The sequence below is a fragment of the Comamonas sp. Z3 genome (genome assembly GCF_008121565.1).
Lineage (GTDB): Bacteria > Pseudomonadota > Gammaproteobacteria > Burkholderiales > Burkholderiaceae_C > Comamonas > Comamonas brasiliensis.
The window spans coordinates 115400-137116 of sequence record NZ_VOQU01000004.1; the positions used below are offsets into that span (position 1 = coordinate 115400).

Annotated in this window: 14 protein-coding genes; 5 read left to right on the forward strand and 9 right to left on the reverse strand. The window is 53.6% G+C overall.

All coding sequences use genetic code 11. From position 1 onward, the window contains the following. The first annotated feature begins 208 nt into the window (after positions 1–208). The 4 genes from FSY59_RS12705 to FSY59_RS12720 all read left to right on the forward strand — a co-directional run bounded on the left by FSY59_RS12705 (position 209) and on the right by FSY59_RS12720 (position 6688). Positions 209–3301 carry a TrlF family AAA-like ATPase gene (locus FSY59_RS12705; protein ID WP_148729059.1) on the forward strand — a complete coding sequence of 1031 codons (3093 nt, stop codon included), beginning with the start codon at positions 209–211 and terminating at the stop codon, positions 3299–3301. A 275-nt stretch (positions 3302–3576) separates the two neighbouring features. Further along, entirely contained in the window at positions 3577–4551 is a 975-nt protein-coding gene (locus FSY59_RS12710; protein WP_148729060.1) for a restriction endonuclease, read from the forward strand. Between the two features lie 443 nt (positions 4552–4994). Next, complete coding sequence (locus FSY59_RS12715; RefSeq protein ID WP_148729061.1) at positions 4995–5366, forward strand: hypothetical protein; 372 nt, start codon at positions 4995–4997, stop codon at positions 5364–5366. 77 nt (positions 5367–5443) lie between these two features. Beyond that, entirely contained in the window at positions 5444–6688 is a 1245-nt protein-coding gene (locus FSY59_RS12720) for a PD-(D/E)XK nuclease family protein (protein WP_187427914.1), read from the forward strand. 99 nt (positions 6689–6787) lie between these two features. Here the strand turns inward: FSY59_RS12720 and FSY59_RS12725 are convergent, their stop codons facing one another. The 6 genes from FSY59_RS12725 to FSY59_RS12750 all read right to left on the reverse strand — a co-directional run bounded on the left by FSY59_RS12725 (position 6788) and on the right by FSY59_RS12750 (position 15068). Next, complete coding sequence (locus FSY59_RS12725; protein ID WP_255439395.1) at positions 6788–6964, reverse strand: flagellin; 177 nt, start codon at positions 6962–6964, stop codon at positions 6788–6790. Between the two features lie 317 nt (positions 6965–7281). Continuing rightward, the gene (locus FSY59_RS12730; RefSeq protein WP_148729063.1) at positions 7282–9144 is read right to left on the reverse strand and encodes a LeoA/HP0731 family dynamin-like GTPase; all 1863 of its coding nucleotides are present in this window, start codon (positions 9142–9144) and stop codon (positions 7282–7284) included. Between the two features lie 17 nt (positions 9145–9161). Further along, entirely contained in the window at positions 9162–11441 is a 2280-nt protein-coding gene (locus FSY59_RS12735) for a hypothetical protein (RefSeq protein ID WP_148729064.1), read from the reverse strand. A 98-nt stretch (positions 11442–11539) separates the two neighbouring features. Continuing rightward, a complete protein-coding gene (locus tag FSY59_RS12740) occupies positions 11540–12454 on the reverse strand; it encodes a YafY family protein (protein ID WP_148729065.1) in 915 nt (304 codons plus the stop codon). A gap of 19 nt (positions 12455–12473) precedes the next feature. Continuing rightward, on the reverse strand, positions 12474–13067 hold the full coding sequence (locus FSY59_RS12745; RefSeq protein WP_148729066.1) for a hypothetical protein: 594 nt from the start codon (positions 13065–13067) through the stop codon (positions 12474–12476). Between the two features lie 396 nt (positions 13068–13463). Next, entirely contained in the window at positions 13464–15068 is a 1605-nt protein-coding gene (locus FSY59_RS12750) for a hypothetical protein (protein ID WP_148729067.1), read from the reverse strand. Positions 15069–15182: 114 nt separating this feature from the next. On the opposite strand from FSY59_RS12750, the gene FSY59_RS12755 reads away from it, so the two are divergent. Beyond that, entirely contained in the window at positions 15183–15509 is a 327-nt protein-coding gene (locus tag FSY59_RS12755; RefSeq protein WP_148729068.1) for a helix-turn-helix domain-containing protein, read from the forward strand. A gap of 63 nt (positions 15510–15572) precedes the next feature. On the opposite strand, the gene FSY59_RS12760 is transcribed toward FSY59_RS12755, so the two are convergent. Genes FSY59_RS12760 through FSY59_RS12770 form a run of 3 tightly spaced genes read right to left on the reverse strand, consistent with a single transcriptional unit; the run spans position 15573 to position 21656 of the window. Further along, complete coding sequence (locus FSY59_RS12760) at positions 15573–16760, reverse strand: GIY-YIG nuclease family protein (protein ID WP_148729069.1); 1188 nt, start codon at positions 16758–16760, stop codon at positions 15573–15575. Further along, complete coding sequence (locus FSY59_RS12765; RefSeq protein WP_148729070.1) at positions 16753–18870, reverse strand: DEAD/DEAH box helicase; 2118 nt, start codon at positions 18868–18870, stop codon at positions 16753–16755. The genes FSY59_RS12760 and FSY59_RS12765 overlap by 8 nt, the downstream gene beginning before the upstream one ends. Then, positions 18867–21656 carry a DNA methyltransferase gene (locus tag FSY59_RS12770; protein ID WP_148729071.1) on the reverse strand — a complete coding sequence of 930 codons (2790 nt, stop codon included), beginning with the start codon at positions 21654–21656 and terminating at the stop codon, positions 18867–18869. The genes FSY59_RS12765 and FSY59_RS12770 overlap by 4 nt, the downstream gene beginning before the upstream one ends. Between the last annotated feature and the right edge of the window lie 61 nt (positions 21657–21717).

Below are 21717 nucleotides of genomic sequence, written 5' to 3' on the forward strand. Positions count from 1 at the left end.
AGCAATATTGATTTGGCCAGCCGACAGCAACGCCTCTCTGCTAGCAATCAATCTTCAGCGGGCTATGGAATCTGTGCAGCATTAGTGCTGTTAAAGGCATGCCAATTAGCCCCTGTCGCGCCTCAATCATCTAAATTACACTTCGTAACTTAACTCCTCCCGTTGTGCTCGGATGGAACACAGCCCGCATTCTGCCAAGAAGATGTCAATGAAAAATAATCCTGCCGGCTCAACATGGAAGAAGTGGGACTTGCACGTCCACACGCCTTCGTCGTTGGTCCACAACTACCCTGGAGCAAACCAAGACGAAGCCTGGGAGACGTTCCTGCTCGACCTCGAAGCTCTGCCCGCTGAATTCAAGGTTATCGGCATCAACGACTACATCTTCATCGATGGCTACGAACGGGCGTGCAAGGCGAAGTTCGAGCAGGGCCGACTCAAAAACATTGACCTGCTGTTGCCCGTAATCGAGTTGCGCTTGGACAAGTTCGCTGGGGTGGTCAAGAAAGAAAAGGACGGCTCCTACTCGCAGTCAGGCTGGAACCGTATCAACCTGCATGTCATCTTCGACGCGATGGAGCCGCAGGTCATCCAGCAGCAGTTCCTGAACTCTCTGACACCGGGCTATCAACTGATCCCCGACTCCCACGATTGGAGAGGCAAATGGAAGGGCATCATCACGCGCGACAGCTTAGCTGAGCTCGGGAAGATGATCGTCGAATCGGCGCCGCCCGAGAAAAGAGGGGACTACGCACCGCATCTGCAGGAGGGTTTCAACAACCTCTGCGTTAGCTTGGAGAAGGTCGTCGAGGCCCTTAACAAGCCTTACTTCGCTGGCAAATACCTAATCGCTGTTGGCAAGACGGAATGGGACAACCTGAAATGGGATGACCAATCCATCGCCGAGAAGCGCAACATCATCAACCAAGCCGATCTTGTTTTTACCGCCGCTGCCAACCCCGCAGCATACGACTCCGCCCGAAAGAAGCTCTCTGAGTCCAACGTCAAAGCCACCCTGCTCGACTGCTCGGATGCCCACGCCCCGAGGGCCTCGGAGAACAAGGACCGCGTTGGCAACTGCTTCACATGGATCAAAGCCGACGCGACCTTTGCCGGCCTTGTCCAGGCCGTCACCGAATTCGAGGACCGCGTGTTCATTGGCGACATGCCGCCCAAACGGATTCTGGTCGAAGCAAATCGCACCAAATACGCATCGAAGATTCGCATCAACCGCAAAGCTGGATCCACGCTAATTGACAACTGGTTCAACGTGGACATCCCGTTGAGCCATGACCTTGTAGCCATCATCGGCAACAAGGGTAGCGGTAAAAGCGCCATGGCCGACATAGCGGCGCTTGCTGGTGACACCAAGAACTTTAAGAGCTTCTCGTTTCTCAACGACAAACGCTTCCGCAATCCGAGGAGCAAGCTCGCGCAGCATTTTCTGGGCACGCTGGGCTGGCACGACGGCACGGAGTCCGAGCGGCAACTCGACCAAGACCCACAAGAGACTAGCGTGGAGCGTGTCAAGTATTTGCCACAGAGTTACCTTGAGACGCTGTGCAACGAACTGGGCGACGGCGGCTCGGCGACGTTTGACACTGAGTTGCGCAAAATTATTTACACCCACGTCCCGGAAGAGGCCCGTTTGGGCTACAACTCCATGGACGAGTTGCTCGATTTCAAAGTTGCTGAAATTGACAGCGCGCGCGAACAGGTGATTAAGGAAATCTCGAAGATCAACTCTGAGATTTTGCAAACAGAGCGTCGCCTTACTCCAGAGTTCAAGCAGACGTTGCAGGAGCAACTCGACGCCAAGGTTGCCGAGTTGACCTCTCTGGACGGATCGAAGCCCACGCCGGTTGAGGACCCGACGCAGTCAGATGCTGCCATGGAGGAGTCGACTGCGGCAACCGAGAAGATTCAAGAGCTCGATGACGAGCTCAAAAAGCTGCGCGACGAGGAGAGGCAGCTTCGGGACAAAAAAGCTTCTGACGCTAAGAGGCAAGCCGTCTTGAGCCGGATCGCTCAGGCCATCACCAACCACAAGAAGGCGCACGACCAATTCATCGCCGATTTAACCCCAATGCTGGCTGAAGCGGGTGCAGATTTGAATGCGTCCGAATTGGTGGAGTTAAAGATCGACATCGCACAGATAGATGCGCTTAGCAAGGCCATTAAGGAATCGATTGCGACCGTGGACGCGGCACTTGCCAGCCAGGAGTCTACCGGACTCGGCAAGAGGCGCGAGGTGGCTGAAGCCACTATGGCTGACATCAAAAGCAAGCTCGGTGAAAAGCAGCGCTTGTTTGTCATCTTCAAGGATCAAGTCGCCAAGTGGGAGCGTGCCAAGGTAGAGCTAGTGGGCAGCAAGGACAAGGCCCAATCGATTGAATGGTTCAAGGCAGAGATCGCATCGCTGGCCACGCTTCCCGCCAAGCTTGTCGAGCTGCGTGCAAGCCGCGTGGAACTGGCCAAAACAGTCCACGAGCAAATCGGAAAAACTGTAGAAGAATATCGCCGGCTGTACGAGCCCGTACAGCAGTTCGTCAAGTCAGCCGCCCAGATGGATATGCATCTGCCGTTGGACTTCGACGTCCGCATCGAAGAGTCGAACTTCCAAGAGCAGTTTTTCCCTCGTATCAATCGTCAATCCCGTGGAAGCTTCTCTGGTGTGGATGAAAGCAGCCAACTCATGCGCGGCCTATTGAAGGAAGTCAACTTCGGGGACATGGGCTCGACGCTTAATTTCCTCGAAACTATTGACGACATGCTTCACTTCGACCGCCGTGAGTCTGGCGCAGGCCGCGAGACAAAAATCGTCGATCAGCTTCGGCGAGGCGGCGACCCTCAGGATATCTTCGACTACCTCTACAGCATGAGCTATCTCGTGCCTCGGTATTCACTCACGTTCGACCAACAAGAGATCAGCCAGCTCTCGCCAGGTGAGCGTGGCCTACTTCTGCTCGTTTTCTACCTCTTAGTGGACAAGGACGATACACCGATCATCATCGACCAGCCTGAGGAGAATCTCGACAATCAAACCATCTTCAGGGTATTGGTGAAGTGCATTAAGGCGGCTAAGCAGCGTCGACAGGTCATTATGGTGACCCACAACCCCAACCTCGCGGTGGTGTGTGATGCCGAACAGATAATCTATGCTGCATGCGACAAGGCGACGAGCACTTTCAGCTACATCTCAGGGGCCATTGAGTCACCAGTTATCAATGCCAAGGTCGTTGAAATTCTTGAGGGCACTGAACCAGCCTTCAAGAATCGCAAGCAGAAATATGGCCTGTGAGTTTGTTTCATGATGGAGCTCTCTCTATGAGGACAGGATCGATGTATTCAGATTTACCGCCAACGGCGGGTGTCCGCATTCAACGAGAAAGCTGCCGGCCGTCTACTTAGCAACGGTTGATTCCTATGACTGGCGATGGTTTGACGGCAGCTGTGAGGCCCAAACCGGCCACTCATTTCAGCTGGCCTAGGAGATCGGGACGATTCAATTAACAATGTAGCGCTCCTATAAGCGCGCAAACCGGTGAGACAAGCCCAGCGGGTCCAATCTAAGCCATGTCGACATTAAAGCCTAAAAGCTCCAAACTTATCTTCACGCGCACGGTTCATCCCATCCACTTCAAAGATTTGTCGGGCCGCGACTTCGAGCGCATGGTCTTCGCAACGCTCATGCGCATGCGAGCATGGCGCTCGCTGAACTGGCACGGGCAAACCGGCGGCGACAAGGGGCGCGACATCATCGGCGTCTGCGAGGATGAACTTGGCAACGAGGCCACTGTCGTGGTCGCGTGCGCGAACTGGCAGAAGTTCACGCTGGCCAAAGCCAAGAAAGACATCGACCGACTGACGAGCACGCAAGCCACGCCGCCCCACGAGGTTATCGTGATAGCCGGGGGGGACGTGAGTGCCGAGACCAAAGACAAGTGCAAAGCCCACGCGGACTCCAAGAAGATCAAGATTTGCCAGGTGTGGTCTGGCTCGGATTTCGAGGAGCATCTGCGCTTTCACGCGCCGTCAGTCCTTAACCGCTTCTTCAACGGCGACCTGTTGCCCGACGAAGAGGCAGAGCTTCGCAAGTTCATGCTGGAGCTCGATCCTGAGACCGAGAAAGAGGCTGGTTTGCTTGTTGCGCGGTTGTTCAATCGGCCTGCTTTTCAAACGCCGATCCACTGCGAGAGCTCAATGCCGGCATTCAGGCAGGCCATCGCGGACACCATTGGGGCCCTTAACACCGGCATTTGGCGCGACCGCGAGGGGGCGATCATTTCGCGCGTGCCGCCAAGCCACGTCTTCCCAGACGCGCGTGTCTCGGGGGGGCTCACGAGTTGCTCAAAGAAGCTCAACACGTTGCGCATGACGCTCGACGAAGGCATCAAGGCGAACGCCATCCGACCCTGTCAATGCAACAACCCGCTTTGCACGACCCACATGATCGACCCGCCTTACCCGCAGCGGCTCGAGCAGGAGCGAGCCGAGGCGCTTCGACAGGCCGCTGACGCTCTCGCCCTGCTGGACGTTCAACTATCCTGAGCAAGCGCTTGTGTGGCGACGTCGAAGTGGCCGACCGCATTCGCCGCACCGCCGTCATTCAACTTCGCTAGGCGACTGGCAGCAACGGGTAGATAGCGCCAGTTCGCAGCTTATGAGAGCTGCCGTTAAGGTTGTCTGGCGCACTTCGATCCAGTCAGCTTCCGGTTTGAAGCCCACAGCGGACGTCTGGCCAGATAGCAGGTCAACGTCTTGTATCGGCGGCAGCGGTCATAGGCTTGCCAAATCTCAGTGGCCACACCCAACTGTGTATTCAACTGATCCAGGCCAGGAGACCACTCAGCCGCAACTGATGCAGGCAGCCATTTCAAATGAAACCTTCACTCTTGTCACCCAAATGACACATCGCTGACGCAATACGCCTGCCTCACGGGCTTCTGTGGTCACGCCATGCGGCAGTCGCATGGTTGAACCACGGAGAGCCCATGTCGGCAACGAAGACCAACACCCCCTACCCGCTTGATCGCCAAATTTTTCTGCAGAATTTTTTCGAGCATGCCGACAGCTTTGGCGATGTGAATGAACAAGAGGTACACGAGCATCACACCAGCTTGCTAGCACTGCAAACCTGCGAGCAATCCACACTGCGCCGCCTGCTGAAAGCGCTGTGCATCGAATATGGCGAAAGCTATACCTATCTGGTGTGCCTACATGGGCACTTCTTGCTCAAAGACACTCAGCGGATTTTTCAGCACCTGCAAGGGTTTGATGTGTCCATCAGCTTTTTCCACCACACGCTGGAACGCGGCTATGCCGCAGAGGTGATGGTGGGCAATCGCAAGACCCTGCTTCGATAATGTGCGCCGCGCGCATTGCATCAGCACTTTCAAGCGCCCTGCACGCAGGGCATTCTTCATGTTTTCTAGCCATGTCCATGACCGATACCATCGCCGTGCGCGCGCTGTTGCAGCACCCGTTGTTGCGCACGTTTCAAGAACAGCAACGCCAGACCAGCGCACACCACAACATCTTTCAGCTCTTTGGCCTGACGCTGAATGAAAACGCCCACTCGGCCTTTCTGGCGTACTTGCTAAATCCCATGGAGCGCCATGGCCAAGGCACGGCGTTTTTGGATGCCTGGTTGCAGTGGCTGCAGCCCCGCTGCTCAGAGCCGCTTTCCAGCCATGGTGCACATATCGTGGCTGAGCGCTATGCCGGTCAGTGGGGGCGCATCGACATCGTGGCGGAGCTGCGCGATGGCACCCTGATCGCCGTCGAAAACAAGGTACGCGCAGGAGAGCAAGAGGATCAGCTCGCACGCTATGGCGATTGGCTGCATGCACAGTCAGGGTCGGGCCAACGCTTGCTGGTATTTCTCACGCCAGATGGCCGCGATGGCGCCACCGCGCGCGCAGGGCAGTCCGTGATTTGCATGTCCTATCGCGATCTTGCCCAGGTGCTGGAACAGGCCCTGTGTGCGGTACCGGATACAGCCCATTCTTTAGGTGCCGACGTAGGCCAATACATACGGCTTTGCCGCCACCTGCACATCTCTCTTTCGGAGCTTCCCATGGATACCAGCAACACCGACATTCTGAAATTGCTCGATGACCCGCAGCATCTGCAATCTGCACTCGCCCTGATGCGTAATATCGAGGTCAAAACGCAAGCAATTCGCAGGGAATTTCTGCAGCATGTGGTCAGCGCATTGAATGAACAACTGCTGGAGAAATTTGGCAATGAAAATCGCACATGGGCGGCCAAGATTGAGCCCGGATCAGCAACGATTTTTGGGATTGGTCATGCACAGCACTTCACTCAGAACTATCGCTGCGTGGTGGAGCTTCTGAATGACAGCGTGTCCGTTGGCTGGAGAAAGGCCCGTGGAGGTCAAATTTGCTCATCGCCGGAGCTTGGGCAGATCATGTGCAAGCAGCTACACGCAGTGCCCGAGAATTGGTGGCTGTGCCAACGTACTCTGCCTACAGCACAATGGCGTGCCCTGCAAATCAGAGCGGCAGCATCCGAGCTACTCCTCCAGTTGCAGGCAGACAATCAAGCAACGCATACCATGGCAAAGCAACTGGCAGCAGAGGTCTGGAACTGCTTTGAAGCCTTCGAGCAGCGGGTGAGAGAGCTGGCGGAATTTGATGCCCATGTGCCAGCCGCCACAGCCTGAGCACCCCTGCCTGTTTTATTGGACAGGCCCTATTCTCAATAGCATGACGAGCCCAGGCCAATTCTCTTGGCTACATGGGAAACAGAGCATGTGCTTAACTTAGGTCTTCAGCAATTGCAGCACGCTTTGCGGCATCTGGTTAGCTTGCGCCGCCATGACCACGCCTGCCTGCTGAAGGATCTGCGTACGACTCAAGTGCACTGTTTCCACTACGTAGTCAGCATCCATGATAAGGTCACATGCTGCGGCCGTATTTTCTTCAGCGATACGATTCAAAGCGCGACTGCATTACGCCGACATCAGCGCGTGCACTGCTCACCTGTTTGATCGCTGCATCGTAGATGATCAATGCCCGACTCGCCAAAGCGGGTGGCTGCTATAGAGCTGTGACCGATAGGCCGCAGTGTAGCTACGAGTAACGGAAATCGCTGCAAAACCGACGCGTGGCTGGCCGGCACGTTGTCGCCGGAACTGCACATTGCTTCTCTATTTGCAGCTCTGAAGCGAAGCAGAACACCATACACAAGCCAAAGAGGTCTTGAACTCAAAACCTCCTTGGCCGACTCTGATGTCCCGGGTAGCTCTTAGCTCAATCAGGAGAATAGTTTAGACCAAAGCGAAGTTTTTGCTGGTACGTGTGCAGACTGATGTGAGGCTGTAACGGATTTCTGCGCAACCGTCTCGATAATGGGCGTGGTATCAAGCACGATATCGGGCACTTCTTCCCAAGCTTCCTGGTAACTGCCACTGCTACTGTTGATTTCGCGAAACTCTGTGTCGATGGCTGTGCCGGTGCCGTACCATTTCTTGAAGCGCACCTGACGTTCTTGCAACATGTTCATCTCATCATCAATTGCAGAAAGCTGCTGTTTGAGAGTCGTAAAAGCCGGGAAGAAGCGGTCTGCAAATTCTGGTGCATCGATCAGTTGAATAACCTCCTTAGACTGCATCTGGAAGTTAGAGATCATGCTTCTGATGGTCTCGGCGAATTGAGCTTGGCGCTCTTGCTCCTTGTAGCTGTCCCACGCCTCCAGCGCAATACCGACCACTGCCAGTGCGCTACCGAGACCATTTGCCAATTTGGTGGCCCCCCAGGGTTTGAACTTGAGGTACTTGCTGATGTCAAGGCCGACCAGTTTGGTTGCTGTATTAATGCCGTCACGTACCGCGAGCACGCTGCCATTGGTGATCACGCCTGGCTTAGACAGGAATTTAACTCCTTTCTTGCTCATGGCATTCAGGACATCGTCATAGTGCATCAGCTCGTTGTTGACGTTCATCTGAATCCGGTACAGATCGGTATTGATACCGCCAATTTCGTCGCTGAAGATTTCCTGAATACGTTGCTGAACTAGGCAACCCTCGTTACCAACTTCCCTGTGCATGAAGTCGTTGAAAGTGGAGATTCCGACGTTGCGCGTCTGCAGTTGTAAATCCTCGAAGTAGCGCAAAAGACGACCGCGCAAGCGCACCTGCGCATTTCCAATATTGGTATGAGCCTTCTGTAACTCTAGTCCTTGGCTTTGCTTGATCTCCGTGAGGCGTTGCGCTTCATCAGCCAGTAATGCATAGGCTTCTTTGGCTGCAGGCAATTGTTGGGTGATAACGTCGGAGATGATGGACTTTTGGGTTTCGTGCGCAAGGGCGAGCAGCCCACCATTGTGCTTAATTTTCTGCTGAGTCGCGCTTTGCAGAAGACCTATGCGTGAGAGGTTACGAAACTCAGCAAGATTACTAAGCCAGTGTTCCACGCCCATATCAAAGGGATTGGCAGAGACCGCGACGATGGAGAGATCGCTCTGCTCCTGTGGCGTTAGTGCAAGCACGTCGTTGAGGCGCTTTAGGACAGAACTCTTTTTGACTGAGAATTTATCCTGATAGTCAGCGTCTTCCGATACGTCTGCAACCTCGTCGAAACGGCTAAGAACGAACACCGTACGAGGCAACAGATTAAGTGTGCGGAACAACCATTTCAGATCGTCTGTGTGACTCTCCTTGACCGGGTTGGCGGAGTTCATCACATAAAGCACGAGATGAGCCTCGCTCACATAGTGCTTGGTGATGTCCTTATATCTCTCAATTTCTTGGCTGGTTGCGTTGGTCTTTTCCTTGAAGCCAAATAGACCGGGCGTGTCGATGATCTGCAGTTGATCCTTGTATTCGTAAATCTGGACCTCGTTGGATGATTCTGCCTGGCTAATATTCATGCTACGCCGGTCAAGCTCTTCCAACCAAGCTGCAGCGATTGATGTCTTGCCTTCGGAGAAGCCCCCTATCAAGGCGACCTTGAGCTTTTCTTCACTGGCACTCTGAACCGATTTTTGGAGCTTCTCTACCAGATCTGGGTGAATATGAATCCCCAGTTTGCAGCCTTCCTGAACGAAAGCAGATAGGCTTGACAGAATACCGAGTGCTTGCTGCTTCTGCTGCTCAAACGATTGAATTGCGCTGGTCATATATTTCGTTCCAGAAGTTAAACGATAGCTGGGGCTGTAGCAGGCGTAGATGTGCGAGCTGCTACGTTAGTGGATTGCTTGGGGACGAGTTTTTCGCGCAGCACGGCCATCTTGCTGGCGATGTCCTCTAGGGCGACCTTAGTGTTGATACTTTGCTCATAGGGGATGCGCATCTTCGTCTTAGTCTCCAGCAATGCCTCGTTGATCTTGGCACTTGCTGAGTCGAGGTTGCTATCGAGCATTTCTGTGAGTTTTTCAAATACCTTGTCGAGATTCTCGTCAGCGGATTTTCGCTGCTGCTCTTTTTTGTATTCACTGCTGAAGAAGCTGCGGACGGCCTTGTAAAAGCTAAAGACGAGACCCACTGCACCTAGAACTGCGGCAGTGCTCCAACCAACCGGATTCGAGGCAAGAAACGATGCCCAGACCAAAGCTGCAGCCCCGCCTAATGACGAGATGAGTGCAATCACGTTGATGCCGTTGTCCATCTTGAAATCAGTGTTGAAGCTGAGCTTCAACGACGAGAATGGGTCATCGATCGTGTAGTGCAGGATTTCGCTGACGTTTTTTTGATTTTTCTGAATGATGGCCTCTGCCTCACTCGTGAAGGACTTGAACACTGTGGCGAAGCGTGCCTCCAGATCGACTCCCATGCTCGTCTTGAGCTGATCGATTTCTACAGTTAGATACTCCTTGAAGTCATCGTTGCTTGGCTCGTTATCGATGTAGCCGTAAATTGCTGTGCGCATGGAAGTCTTCTTGCTGTTCAACTCGTCATGGCATTCACTTTTGAGCTTTTGCGATGTGCCAGCAAGTAATCCATCGATTTGGGAAGCAGCAGATTTCTGCTGAGCTTCAAGCTTTTGTGCTGCGTTGGCGAAATTGTCGCGGGCCTGGTTCAGGTGAACAATGCCATCTTGCAGGCAACTGCGAACCTTCTTCAGATTTGCAGTGAGGATCTTGGCCTTAAAGTTCTGGCAAAGGTCTGAACGTAGGAACTGCAGAAAAGCGTTCATGCCACTGCGTTGCAGGATTTCATCGGCCTCCATGGCCAAGAGGAATTTTTCCCGATTTCTGACGTGTGGATTGTTGGGAACAAAGCATGAGGCCGAGGCCAAAAACGCAGGCATACCGCTTACGCACAGATGCCCCTTGTAGGTTTCGGTGCCAAGCGACGCAGTCAGTGACTTGCCCATTTCCGCAAGACCGACAGCATCGTTCTGATTTATCAGTGACTGGCCTTGCAAGACCTGTGGATTCGTCGCGCTTTTATTGAAGATAGCCCACACTTCAGTCTGCTTCCCAAGCTGGCGTTTGATCTTGTCGATCGTGCCTTCTTGCCCATCACTGCCAGAGCCAGGGGGGGTAGCATTGCGAGTCACATAAAACACCGCGTGGGCTTTCTTGACGGATGCATCGATCGCGCTCATCACCTGCTTCTCATCGCCTTCGATGCCAGGCACGTCGACCAGTTGGAATTTCTGCCCTTCAGCAGCGAAGTGGTAGGCATGTGATTGAAGTGTGAAGTCCGAGCGTCCATTGCCGATGATGAGGCCATCCTGCAAAGGGATCAGTTGCTCGAACGTGCTTTCCACCTTGGCTAGATCGCTTTTGCAAGCGTCAAGTTTGCTCTGAATGCGAAGTGGCTCAGAGGCGATCGATTCAAGCTTCGCCTTTTGGCTTATCTTGAGCTGCGCCAATGCCTGCTCTTGTGCAGGAAGTGCTTTTTCCTCATCCAGCTTTTTGAATAGGTGCACCAGTTTCTGCCAAATACTCAGGTTTTTTCGCTTGTTCGCGATGGTTGCGATCAGCGCAGTGAGGTGAGCATGTTGCTGGTTCTCTTCATTCAAAAGCTGCTTCGCGAGCGAGTCAGCATGACGCTGACTCTCTGTAAGTTGAGCCTGCAACTGCTGGACCGACTTTTCAAGTGCAATGAGGCTTTCAGCATCAATGTGCAACTCCTTAGCCAAGGTTTGGAATTTTTGCTGCGTAGCGAGTTTTTCGCTGTCGCCCAAGAGGATACGAAGTGTCTCGATCAGGGTCGACTTGCCAGCATTTGTCTCACCATAGAACGCAATGGTGAACGTCTCCCATTCAGAGAGTTCGCGCAACTCGCGGATATCTTCATGGGTCTTGTCTCTGAATTTTTCGAGTAGTGTCCTTGAACTCGCAATCGCACTTTCCAGATCGACGTAGCCCGTCCTTGAGGCACTTTTCTGAAGAACTGCTCCAAGCGACTGATCAACAAAAGCCGTCACTTGGTCATAGATCTGGCTCATCTTGTGAGTATTGGACATACGTATTTATATGAGGTTATTAAACGAGTAAAACGAAGCCTTGATCCGAAGAGGCTGATGTGGCATAGCGATGCTTTTGGGTGAGGCTGATTGGGTATTCATAATTCCCAGCGACTGAGTGCGCCCCGCAAGCCAACCAAAAGCTCCTGATGCCACTCAACAGGCTGAATGATTCGCACATTTGGTAGCCAATACCGCACCACCGGCAGCAGTTGGTCGATGTGATTGATATGCGTGGTGACTAGCAAGGAACCGTCACTATCTTGCCGTTGATGCTGTTGGGGCAATAATGGACGACGAATAAAGTAATGCGCTGCTTCAGGAGCCACACGAAGCAGGACTTCTGTGGTGCCTTCAGTAAACCAAACGTCATCCTTGGCCTCGATGTATTCCTTGTGGCTGCGTTTAGGTAAAAAGAGACTGCTTTGATCTACCAGCAAGTTTTCGATCAAGCCAACGCTGAAATTTTTCAGCTTTGAACCTTCTTCCGCTGCCAAGTACCACACGCCATTTTTGTGGATTAGCTTGTAGGGCTGCACATTGCGTGCTTTGCCCTTATAACTAAAACTGCATATATGTTTTTGCTCGATGGCAGTTTGGAGTTGCAAAAAATCTTGCGTACGCGGCCGCAAGTCTTCATGTGCAATTGCCTGCACATGCGTTGTGCGCTGCTGTTCCGGGGTATGAAGTTGTTCCAACAGGTAGCGCAAGCTGTTATCCGGAAACAAGTGCTCCGTCCCCGACATACGTGCATAGCCATGCAGGTGCTTGGCTGGAATACTGCTTCTCGCTGTGCGCGTCAGTTGCCACTGACCATCAGCACTTCGCTCAACGATCCCGCACAAGCGCTCGCCAAGGTCGCGTTCAATGGTACGCACATCCACTTGAAAGTCTTGGGCAAGCTGGTGCTTGTCAACCGCATCACCTTGATGCAGGCGAGCAAGAATTTGAGACAAGCGCTGTGCCAGTTTTTCGCCTTTTGATGCTGAGCTAGCCAGAGTTGAAGCAGGCATTCAAGAGCTGAGAAGTAATTCAATGAATGTAACTATAAGTTGTTTTTAAGACAGGTTGTGTCGCACCCAGTCCTGCCACAGACCAAGTTGACTTACGTGAATCATGTGAGTTGCGACTCACTCTCTGATTAGCACTTAATGCTTTGGCATTCATCCATGTCTCTAGGGTGCTAATCAGCACTACCAGCTGATGTTGCAGCGAGTTGCTGCAAACCTTCAAATGGAGTAAAGCCATACTGATCTGCTGCACCAACGCCTCTTTTGTGCAAGCGTGTTCGTGATCAAGCGCACCTCCCAAATCGCATTGCAATGCGGTGTGTACACCCACTAGGTGCAACGTGTCTCGTAAAGCCTTGGAGCCATTCAAATAGGAAGTACGTTCTGAAATTATTTGCTTAAACTGAGCAATGCGACGCAGTGCTAACTGGTGGTACAAAGTAATGAAATCCCCATCCAGAGGGTCTGCGCCATCAAGTGCCAGGATACTGGGGCCGAAGTGCGCAAGTGCTGTTGATATCTCTTGGGACAGACGAAGATCCAGTTCGCTCTCACGCGCATGCAAGACTTTTACTCGTCCGTAGAGGTTTCGTATCACAGTATCGCTAACTCGCATGAAGGCTCTTCCAATGCAAAAAAACTGAAGGGAGCTCAAACTTTAGGAGTCGATAGCGACAGCGTGTGTCGCTTGAGCATGTCCTTCTATTGCACCGAAGCTGAAGTTGAGCCCCTGTACCCGATAGAGCTAATTACTGCGGCAAATAAGCTCTCAAACCCGAGGTCAGACCTCGGCTGCAGCGGGAGCTACCGCCTACCTATCGTTGAGTAATACCAGTTTTTGTGCGGCTACGACCGAATGCGCCTGTGCCAGCATTGCTGCACTGGCATCCTGCAGAATTTGCTACTGAGCCAGCTTTGCTGTTTTCACTGCATAGTCACCCAGCCCGGTCATGGAACGCAATGCCACGCATTCCTTCGGAAGGAATGCGTGGCGAGCGGGCCATCTCCTCTGTTAATCCATCGGCAGCGCTTTCGGCTTGCAAGCGGCAATGCTGTTCTTGTTGTGGTTGGCAATGGTCTTCATGGCTACAGGCCAGCCGACATTCTTGCCTTTAAAGTCCATCCAACCTTGCTGCCACAGGGCCTGAAAAAGCTTGCTTGCCTCATCGTGCCCCGCGCCCGCCTTGGGGTTCATGATTGGATGCATGAAAACCAACTGTACTTTTGATGTGTCCTGTATCAGCCAAGCGATGTTGGCGTTGACGGGCGATGCGTAGCGCTGTTCCAGCTCTTTATGCAGTTGCTGCAAGCTGTCGTGTGAAACGTTCGTAAACAGACGCTCCATCGTGCTGACTTTGAAGTCACCGTCGCTATCGGTCTGCACCGCGACCGTTGTTGAGTAGCCGGATTTACTCTTGTAATGGCCTTCGAGGTGGAATACGCCGCAAAACACGGGCTTGGTTTTAGCCATCAACTTGGGCAAGCCCTGGTCAAAGTACAGGCTTTTGCCTGTCGCGAACGACATGGGATAAGTCTTGATGTTCACTGTTTGGTGAAGGCCATTTTTACGATTCTCAGGCTGGGGTACAAAGTACATGGCAAGGTCTGCGGTATCTGCATTGCGCTTCCCTCCCAATGCTTGTTCCGCTAGTTCGTATGCCTGCACCAGATGGAAGAGGTTTCTACGCAATTGGTCGCGCTCATAGCCAGGGCTAGACCAGGTCGCCACCTCCTTCTCAAGCCCGTCTTTGTCACCCTTGCGGTAAAAAGCTTCCATGCGCTTGAAGCTATCTTCGGCATGGGGAGGCAGCTTGCTATTTGCGGTGAGGCCGGAGCGCAATTGCTCACTCAAAGTCATCACCGGCTCAAAAGGCGCGTTCAAAGTCTGGATGGATGCGCCCAAGCAGATGCCATCCAGGCATGGAAGCTGCACAGCTGGAGAGGCTTCAGAAGTTGAAGTAGCAGTTGCTTTGGGGCCGGTCTTTTTCACACCAAGTTGTTCAACGGATGTTCCCTCAGTCCTAGTGGGCGATGCCGAAGATGATGGATTAGATGGCCCTGCTTGTCCTGTCCGCGCTAAGCTGCTAGTTGCAGCTGGCTCTGACGATCTTTCACCACGTGCTGTCGGTGCCGAACCGGAGCGTGATGCAGTGTTCGCAACCGTTGTGGCTGACGTGGGTAATGCGGGCTGTGGCACTGCAGGAGGCGGCGTTGAAGCGGCGACTGGTACTGGCTTGCGTGCGGCATGTGCCAACGCAGTTTTGTCATAAATCAGCTTCAGATGAATTGCATGTACGTCTCCAGCGTTGGATGCTACACGTAGCACTTTCACGGCGCTCTTCGCGGGTTGGAACTTGCGCAAATCCACCACCCAGTGCGCCCCTAGGTCATCAAAGGGAATGTCGGGAGTGAGCACCGTGTACATGTACAGCGATGGCTCAGGGCTTTTAACGGAGCACAGTTCCGTGTCAGGGTTGTGGCATTCCGCATAGTAGTCATGCACCCTTGATGCCAGTTGAGTACCTTCACGAGCACCGGCAGACTGCACCCAAGCGCCCACAGCAAACCCCAACACGCCCAGCACTGTGAGCCAGCGCGTTCCCTCTCTCATTACCATGCTTTGTCCTTTTATTGGGCTGGGCAGTTGCTTCTTGCCTCAGCAATGCTACGTAACTCGTAGTATCGAGAATAAAGCATAACTACGAATCTCGTAGCCTTTTGAAGGTGCGAGATGTCCGACGCGGATGAACAATGGGGCGCGAGGCTCAAACAGGCCCGCCTAGCTGCGGGGCTGTCGCAAAAGATGCTGGGAATTGAGGCGGGAATCGATGCGTTCGTGGCGAGCACGCGCATCAATCGCTATGAGCTTGGCATCCACAAGCCAGACTTGCTGACTGTGCGCAAGTTGGCTCAGGTGCTGAAGGTGCCTGTGGCGTTTTTCTACGCCGACACTGACGATGAAATTGCTGAACTGTTGTTCAAGTACGGAAAGGCTGATGAAGAAGTTCGCCTGAGGATTCAAACGCTTCTTGCTGACCAGCCTCCCCAAGACACGTAGCAGATACGTTTACGCCATGTAGGGCATATATAGCCCATGCATGGCTGCATTGTGAAAAATGATTTACTGAGTCGTAACTAGGCGGGCTGATTGAACGTCGTACACCACATCGGTGAGCGTTCCATCCACGATCCGCAGCACAACCTCATCAATCACATGCAAAGGCACAAGAAACCATTCACGCGGCTTCACCGGCTTGCCAAAACGGTCTTCCAGGGTGAGGTCTAGTTGCGCAGCACCAAACACGCGGTGAAACAGTGCTTCCAGCTTCACTCTGTTGACGTTGTGAAGCTTGTAGGTTGCGACAATTTCCACGCCAGCCAATAAGTATGTTGCTTGGTTTTCAGAACCCGCAATCCGAGTCTCAACCTTGCCCCCTGTCACCCCGATTTTGTGAATCAACTCGCGATGTTGAGCCACAAACGGATGCTCTGACTTGCTGCGCAGAACGTAAATGGTGCCCGTCTCAATGTCTTCTGGCTCTACTTCGCCACTGAACAACGGGCCCATATCGGGGTCGGTCAGCCGCCGACCTGTATCGTCTTTATAGAGCGCACGTTGCAAAGAACGGAGCAGCAGGTTGCTTTCAGTACCGTTGGCATAAATGACTCTCAGACGCGCATCATTGTCGCCATTCGGTGCCTTGATCGTCTCACCGACCTCTGCCACATAGGCAAGTTGACCACCCAAAATGAAGTAGTTGCCATCGGCCACGCTGGCATCACGTCCGAAACGAAGCGTTTTCCTCACACCCGACTTCAGGTCCTGTTCAACCTGTTCAAACAACGGGCGGAATCGCTCAAAGTCTTCGCAGGCATTACGCTCAGCCACTTCCTCAGCTGCACGTTTTTCCACACTGGACCGGACATGCCGTAGCACAGTGATATCACCGGTCTCTGCCATCTCCTCGGCAATACCCAACTCAGCAAGCAATGCATCCTCGTCAAGCGCATCAATATCCACGGCCGGAACCTGATTGCCTTCTAGCAGCTTGGGTATATCGAGCTCTGCCAACAATGCATGGGCCTCTGGCAACTTGCGTAGTTGATCTAAACGAACAGCGTAAAGCCGCTCAAAAATATCGCGTTCTTCACCATGCTGAGGTGCTCGACCATGAGTTTGATGAAAACGCAGAATGTCTTCAAAGCCAGCAACGATGCGCTCTTCGCGCGGGGTACGGCTGGAAGTTTTGAGCGGGGTAACCTCTACACCCAGCGCATCCAGCAGATCGTCATCATCCATATCAGCCATTGCTCAAAGCTCCTTGTGCCTGGGCAGATTTAGCCAATGCACGATAGCGTGCAAAAGCCGCCACGCCCTCGGCCATGCGCTTTTCCCAAGCATCGGCAGAGTTGATGTCCGGCAAGCGGCCACGTTCGTTCTTGAACTGCAAAGCTCGCTTGGAAAGGTCGCGCGCCTCTTCCTCAGTTAGGCTTACCTTCTTGGCGGCAATGGCAGCCTGTACCTGCCGCAGCGACTTCTCATCCATGGCCTTGGCAAGCACTGCGTAGGCGGCATCAAATGGGTTGATGCGGTCAATCAGATCGATGTCTAAGTCCTTCACATTGACAAACTTACGCACACCGTCAATCAATGCGGTACTACCTTGGCTACCACCACCATTGGCGTCTGCCTGAGCCAAAGCCAACTTCGCTTGCTGGGTGATGTTCATCGCGGCAATAGCATGCTGGCGGATCGCCTCTTGGTCCGCATCGCTCAGCTCTGGGTAGCGCTCACGCACGATCTTTCCCATGCGCAGTTGCGTCAATTCCTCGGGCAGCGTGTTTTCCTTGTCGAACAGCCCACGTTCGAGCGCAGTCTTGTCTTGCAGAAAGCTTGTGACTACCTCGTTCAAGTCTTCCTTGCAGATTCGAGTCGCTTCGTGTGTTTCAGGTTTGGTCAGGCCGGCAATCTCCAGGTGAATCTGGCCAGTGTCCTTGTTCACCCCGATGTTGTGCCCACCCTCTTTGTAGCCCTCTTCACCATAATCGAAGCCTTCCTGAGGGCCAGCGTTCTTTGGTGTGAATTCGTAGCGGGGGGCCAGAACCTGCTCCATCAACAAGCTGGCAGAGATGGCTTTGAGCATGTCGTTCACAGCCTCGGCCACTGCTGACTGGTCAGCGGTAGGCTCTGCAATCAGATTGGTGAACCGAGACCGCTCTTTGCCCTTAGCATCACGGGTTGCACGGCCAATGATCTGCACGATTTCTGTCAAGCTGCTGCGGTAGCCAATGGTCAGCGCATGCTCACACCAGATCCAGTCAAAGCCTTCTTTGGCCATGCCCAGCGCGATGATCACATCCACATGGTCACGGTCGTTTTTATGGGCTGGGTCTTTCAGTGCCGACAGCACGCGAGAGCGCTTTGCCGGATCACTGTCGTCAACAAGGTCAGCCACCTTCAAGATGCGGCCTTGTGGGGACTCGACCAAATGGAAGCCGGTGTCGGGGTCCACGCCCTTCCACGTGCCCAGACCATGCATGATCTCGTCCACCTCGCGCTGCTTGTCTTTCAAGCTCTCACGCGCATTCACGTTGGGGATGTGAACAATGGTTTTGAGCGAAGGGTCGAGCACCTTATTGACCGCATCTACGTAAGCCCCGGTATAGAAGAAGTAGCCGATGTCCAGCGATTTAAGCCACTGGTAGCCGTTGAGCTGCTCGTAGTAGGTGTAGGTCACCGTCTCGAACCTGGCTTCGTCTGCAGGGCCCAAAACGGCCTCGCTGTCCCCTCGGAAGTACGAACCCGTCATCGCCACCAAGTGAACCTTGTCACGGGCAATGAAGGCACCCAATTGGCTGCCCAGCTTGTTGTCTGGGTTGCTGGACACGTGGTGAAATTCATCAACCGCGATCAGGCGGTTATCAAAAGCAGTGATACCCAATTCCTCCACGGCAAAGCGGAACGTGGCGTGGGTACAGACCAGCACCTTGTCATCGCTGGCTAGGAATTCACGGACAGCCGCCACCTTGGACTTGGCCGCACGTGGCTCATCTCCGCCAGGGGCATTACACAAATTCCACTGAGGTGCGACCTTCCAGTCCCAATAAAAACCAAATTGCGTCAGTTGCTCATCAGCAAAACTGCCACCAATAGAGCGCTCGGGCACCACCACGATGGCCTGTTGCAAGCCCTGGTTATTCAGCTTGTCCAGCGCAATAAACATCAGGGCACGGGACTTGCCGGATGCAGGGGGAGACTTGATCAACAGGTATTGCTCACCGCGCTTGGCGTAGGCGCGCTCTTGCATGGCACGCATGCCCAGTTCATTGGCCTTGCTCGACGCGCCAGTACGTGCCGTGTTGATGGACACCGATGGCACGGTATACGCATTAGTCGGGTTGCTTGCTTGATCGCTCATACGGTTTTCTTCCTCCCTCTGGTTGCCTTGGCAGCAGGCTTGGCCTTGTCTGCGGCAGTCATCTTGGTGTACAGCTCGAACATTTTTTCCAACCGCTCTGTGTCGTTCTTGAATCGGCGACCGATGTAGATACGCTCCAACACCTCGTCATTGCGCTCATGGGCATGACGCAGGTTGTCCGGCATGGTTTCCGGGTCATACAAATCGGCGATGGTGGCGGGGAAGTGGGATTCACGGGCTAGCAGGATGTCATCAGCGCAACGAGTTAGGTCAGCCTTGTTCTGTTCGGTAAGCAGTGGGACTGGGAAGGTGTTCCAGCCAAGGGTATTGGAGTATGAAAAGTCGGTACGCATCCGCACGCACACAGTGCCAATCCAGACCCAATGCAGACGAGAGGCGATCACCGCCAAATTCCAGAGTGGCGCATCGTAAAGTGCAAAACACTTATTGGAGACAATGGCCTCCTTAGTCAAGTAGTCACACGGCAGATATGGCCTATTCTCGGAGCTCACGCCTGGAACGAGTATTTGGTTTTTTCTGGCAACGCCCGCAATTTGAACGAATCGGTAAGGGCGATCTGCAAACTGCCGAGTGGACTCAGCGTCGGACTCGCGACGGTTTTCAGCTACTCGAATGAGCCGATCCGCAACGAATGCACTTTTGCGAGCTTTCTCAACCTCACCTTCTTCAATCCAGAGGCAGTAGCGCAATCTGCCATTGATAAGCTCGTCAGAGCCGTAAAACCGTCGAAGGAATGCGCGAGCTATTGGATCTTCACTCCCTATCCTGAGTGCTAAGTCGCCGTCGAGAAACAAGTTCCCGCCATCGCGAGGCATGTTGCCGAACAGCATGGTCGATTGTTCGCCAATTGGTGCAGTTGCTTTCTGTACGTACGCCAGGCTATCCGGAACAAGATATGGGCCAATGGCTGAGCATTGCTTGACCAGTTCATCTTGGAACAGCCTTTTTGGTCTTGACGACTTCTTGCCGAGGCCAATTACAACGACCGTGACCCCTGCGTTATTACTAGCTAAATTGGCCCATTTGAAGGACGTATGCGCGAAACGTATCTCGCAGTCGCGCGCGAATGCCACTGGCCACACATCAATCGCCTGCTGACCCTGAACTACGCTATTTGTTGCCACGAACGCGGCTACAGCGTCAGGCACTTTGTCTAGGTAGTCAAAAAAACGGGCAAACCACCCAGTGACAAAGTCAGTTGTCTTTGCAAGCCTTGGGTGCTTGATCCAAGCATTCGCCAGGTCGGCTTTTTGACCTTCGGATTGCCATTTACTCCCTTTGTAAGGAGGGTTCCCACAGATGTATGTTTCACCGCCTTCATTCTCGAAGTCAATCTGCGCTTGATCAAGCGGGGCCTCAAACAGGTCATCGGCTACGAGCTTTGTATCCAACCCTGTGGCGGGACAAACGCCCAACCAATCCAATTGCAATGCATTCCCACAGACGATCCAGTTCTGAGCATCCAGCGGCAGGAACTCGGCCAGAGCATCCTTCTGACCGCGATAGAGCACGTCACACTGGAACTCCGCAATGATGAGCGCCAGCCGTGCAATCTCAGCGGGGAAGTCACGCAGCTCGATGCCTCGAAAATTGGTCAGCGGAATCTCGCTTCGCAAGTGCAGCTCATCTCTGCGGCGGTTGATCTCGGCTTCTATCTCGCGCATCTGCTTGTACGCGATAACCAAGAAGTTCCCCGATCCGCAAGCCGGGTCAAACACCCGGATGCGGGCCATGCGCTTGCGAAGGTTAAGCAGCTTTCGTTCGTTGTCGCCAGCATCAGCCAACGCGGCTCGCAGGTCGTCCAAGAACAGCGGGTTAAGCACCTTCAAGATGTTGGGCACACTGGTGTAGTGCATGCCTAAGGCACCACGCTCATCATCATCAGCCACCGCTTGAATCATGCTGCCGAAGATGTCGGGGTTGATTTCCCGCCAACTCAATGCACCAGCATGCATCAGGTAAGTGCGAGCCATACGTGTGAATCGCGGCACCTCGGTGCTACCGGAAAACAGCCCTCCGTTCACATAAGGAAAACCGTTGGCCCAATTTGGCAGGCGCGGATCGGCGTCAGCACGCTCAGACACCTTGATGTTCATGGCGCGGAAGATTTGACAAAGCACCTCATGGGTGTTGCTTCCATCGCTCGCGCTCATCTGGTCAACCGTCTGGGTGAACAGGCCCTTGCCGTTGAAGATGTCCGTGTCTTCGGCGAAAAAGCAAAACACCAGCCGTGCCATGAAGTGATTCATGTCGCTGCGACGTTCTTCCTTGGCCCAGTCTGGGTTCTCACGCAGCAGTTCGACGTAGAGCTTGTTCAGACGCCCTGTGGCTCGAACGTCGATAGGGTTGTCTTTAATCTCCTTAATCGTGGAGATACCTGCCAACGGCAGTAGGAATCCAAAATGATTCGGGAAGTCCTCAAAGGCACAGGCGATAGTCTCGCCGCTGATCAACTCCTCGGCTTCTAGCGTCTGACCGTCGGTCGCCAGGATGAACTTGGCTTTTGCCTTGGTTGTGGCTGGGCTGTCTCGCAGAGTGTGGAGCATGTTGCCCACGGTGCCCGCATCGCACACCGCAATGTGAATGTTGTTGCGCAGGAGAACCCCACCAGGCACATCCGAGGCGTTGTTGTTGCCCGCGCGAAGCTTTCTTAGCGTCGTTTCCTTGTTGCCAAAGGCCGCTAAGAAGGCGTAGGGAAATTCAGCAGCGTTAAAGGGTTGGGCAGCGAGATCCGATACGGCTGACTCGATTTCGACCGCATTCATATTTTTTGGAGGGAGCAGTTCATTCTCTTGGAATGGTACCGGCATTTGCGCCTGAACCTAC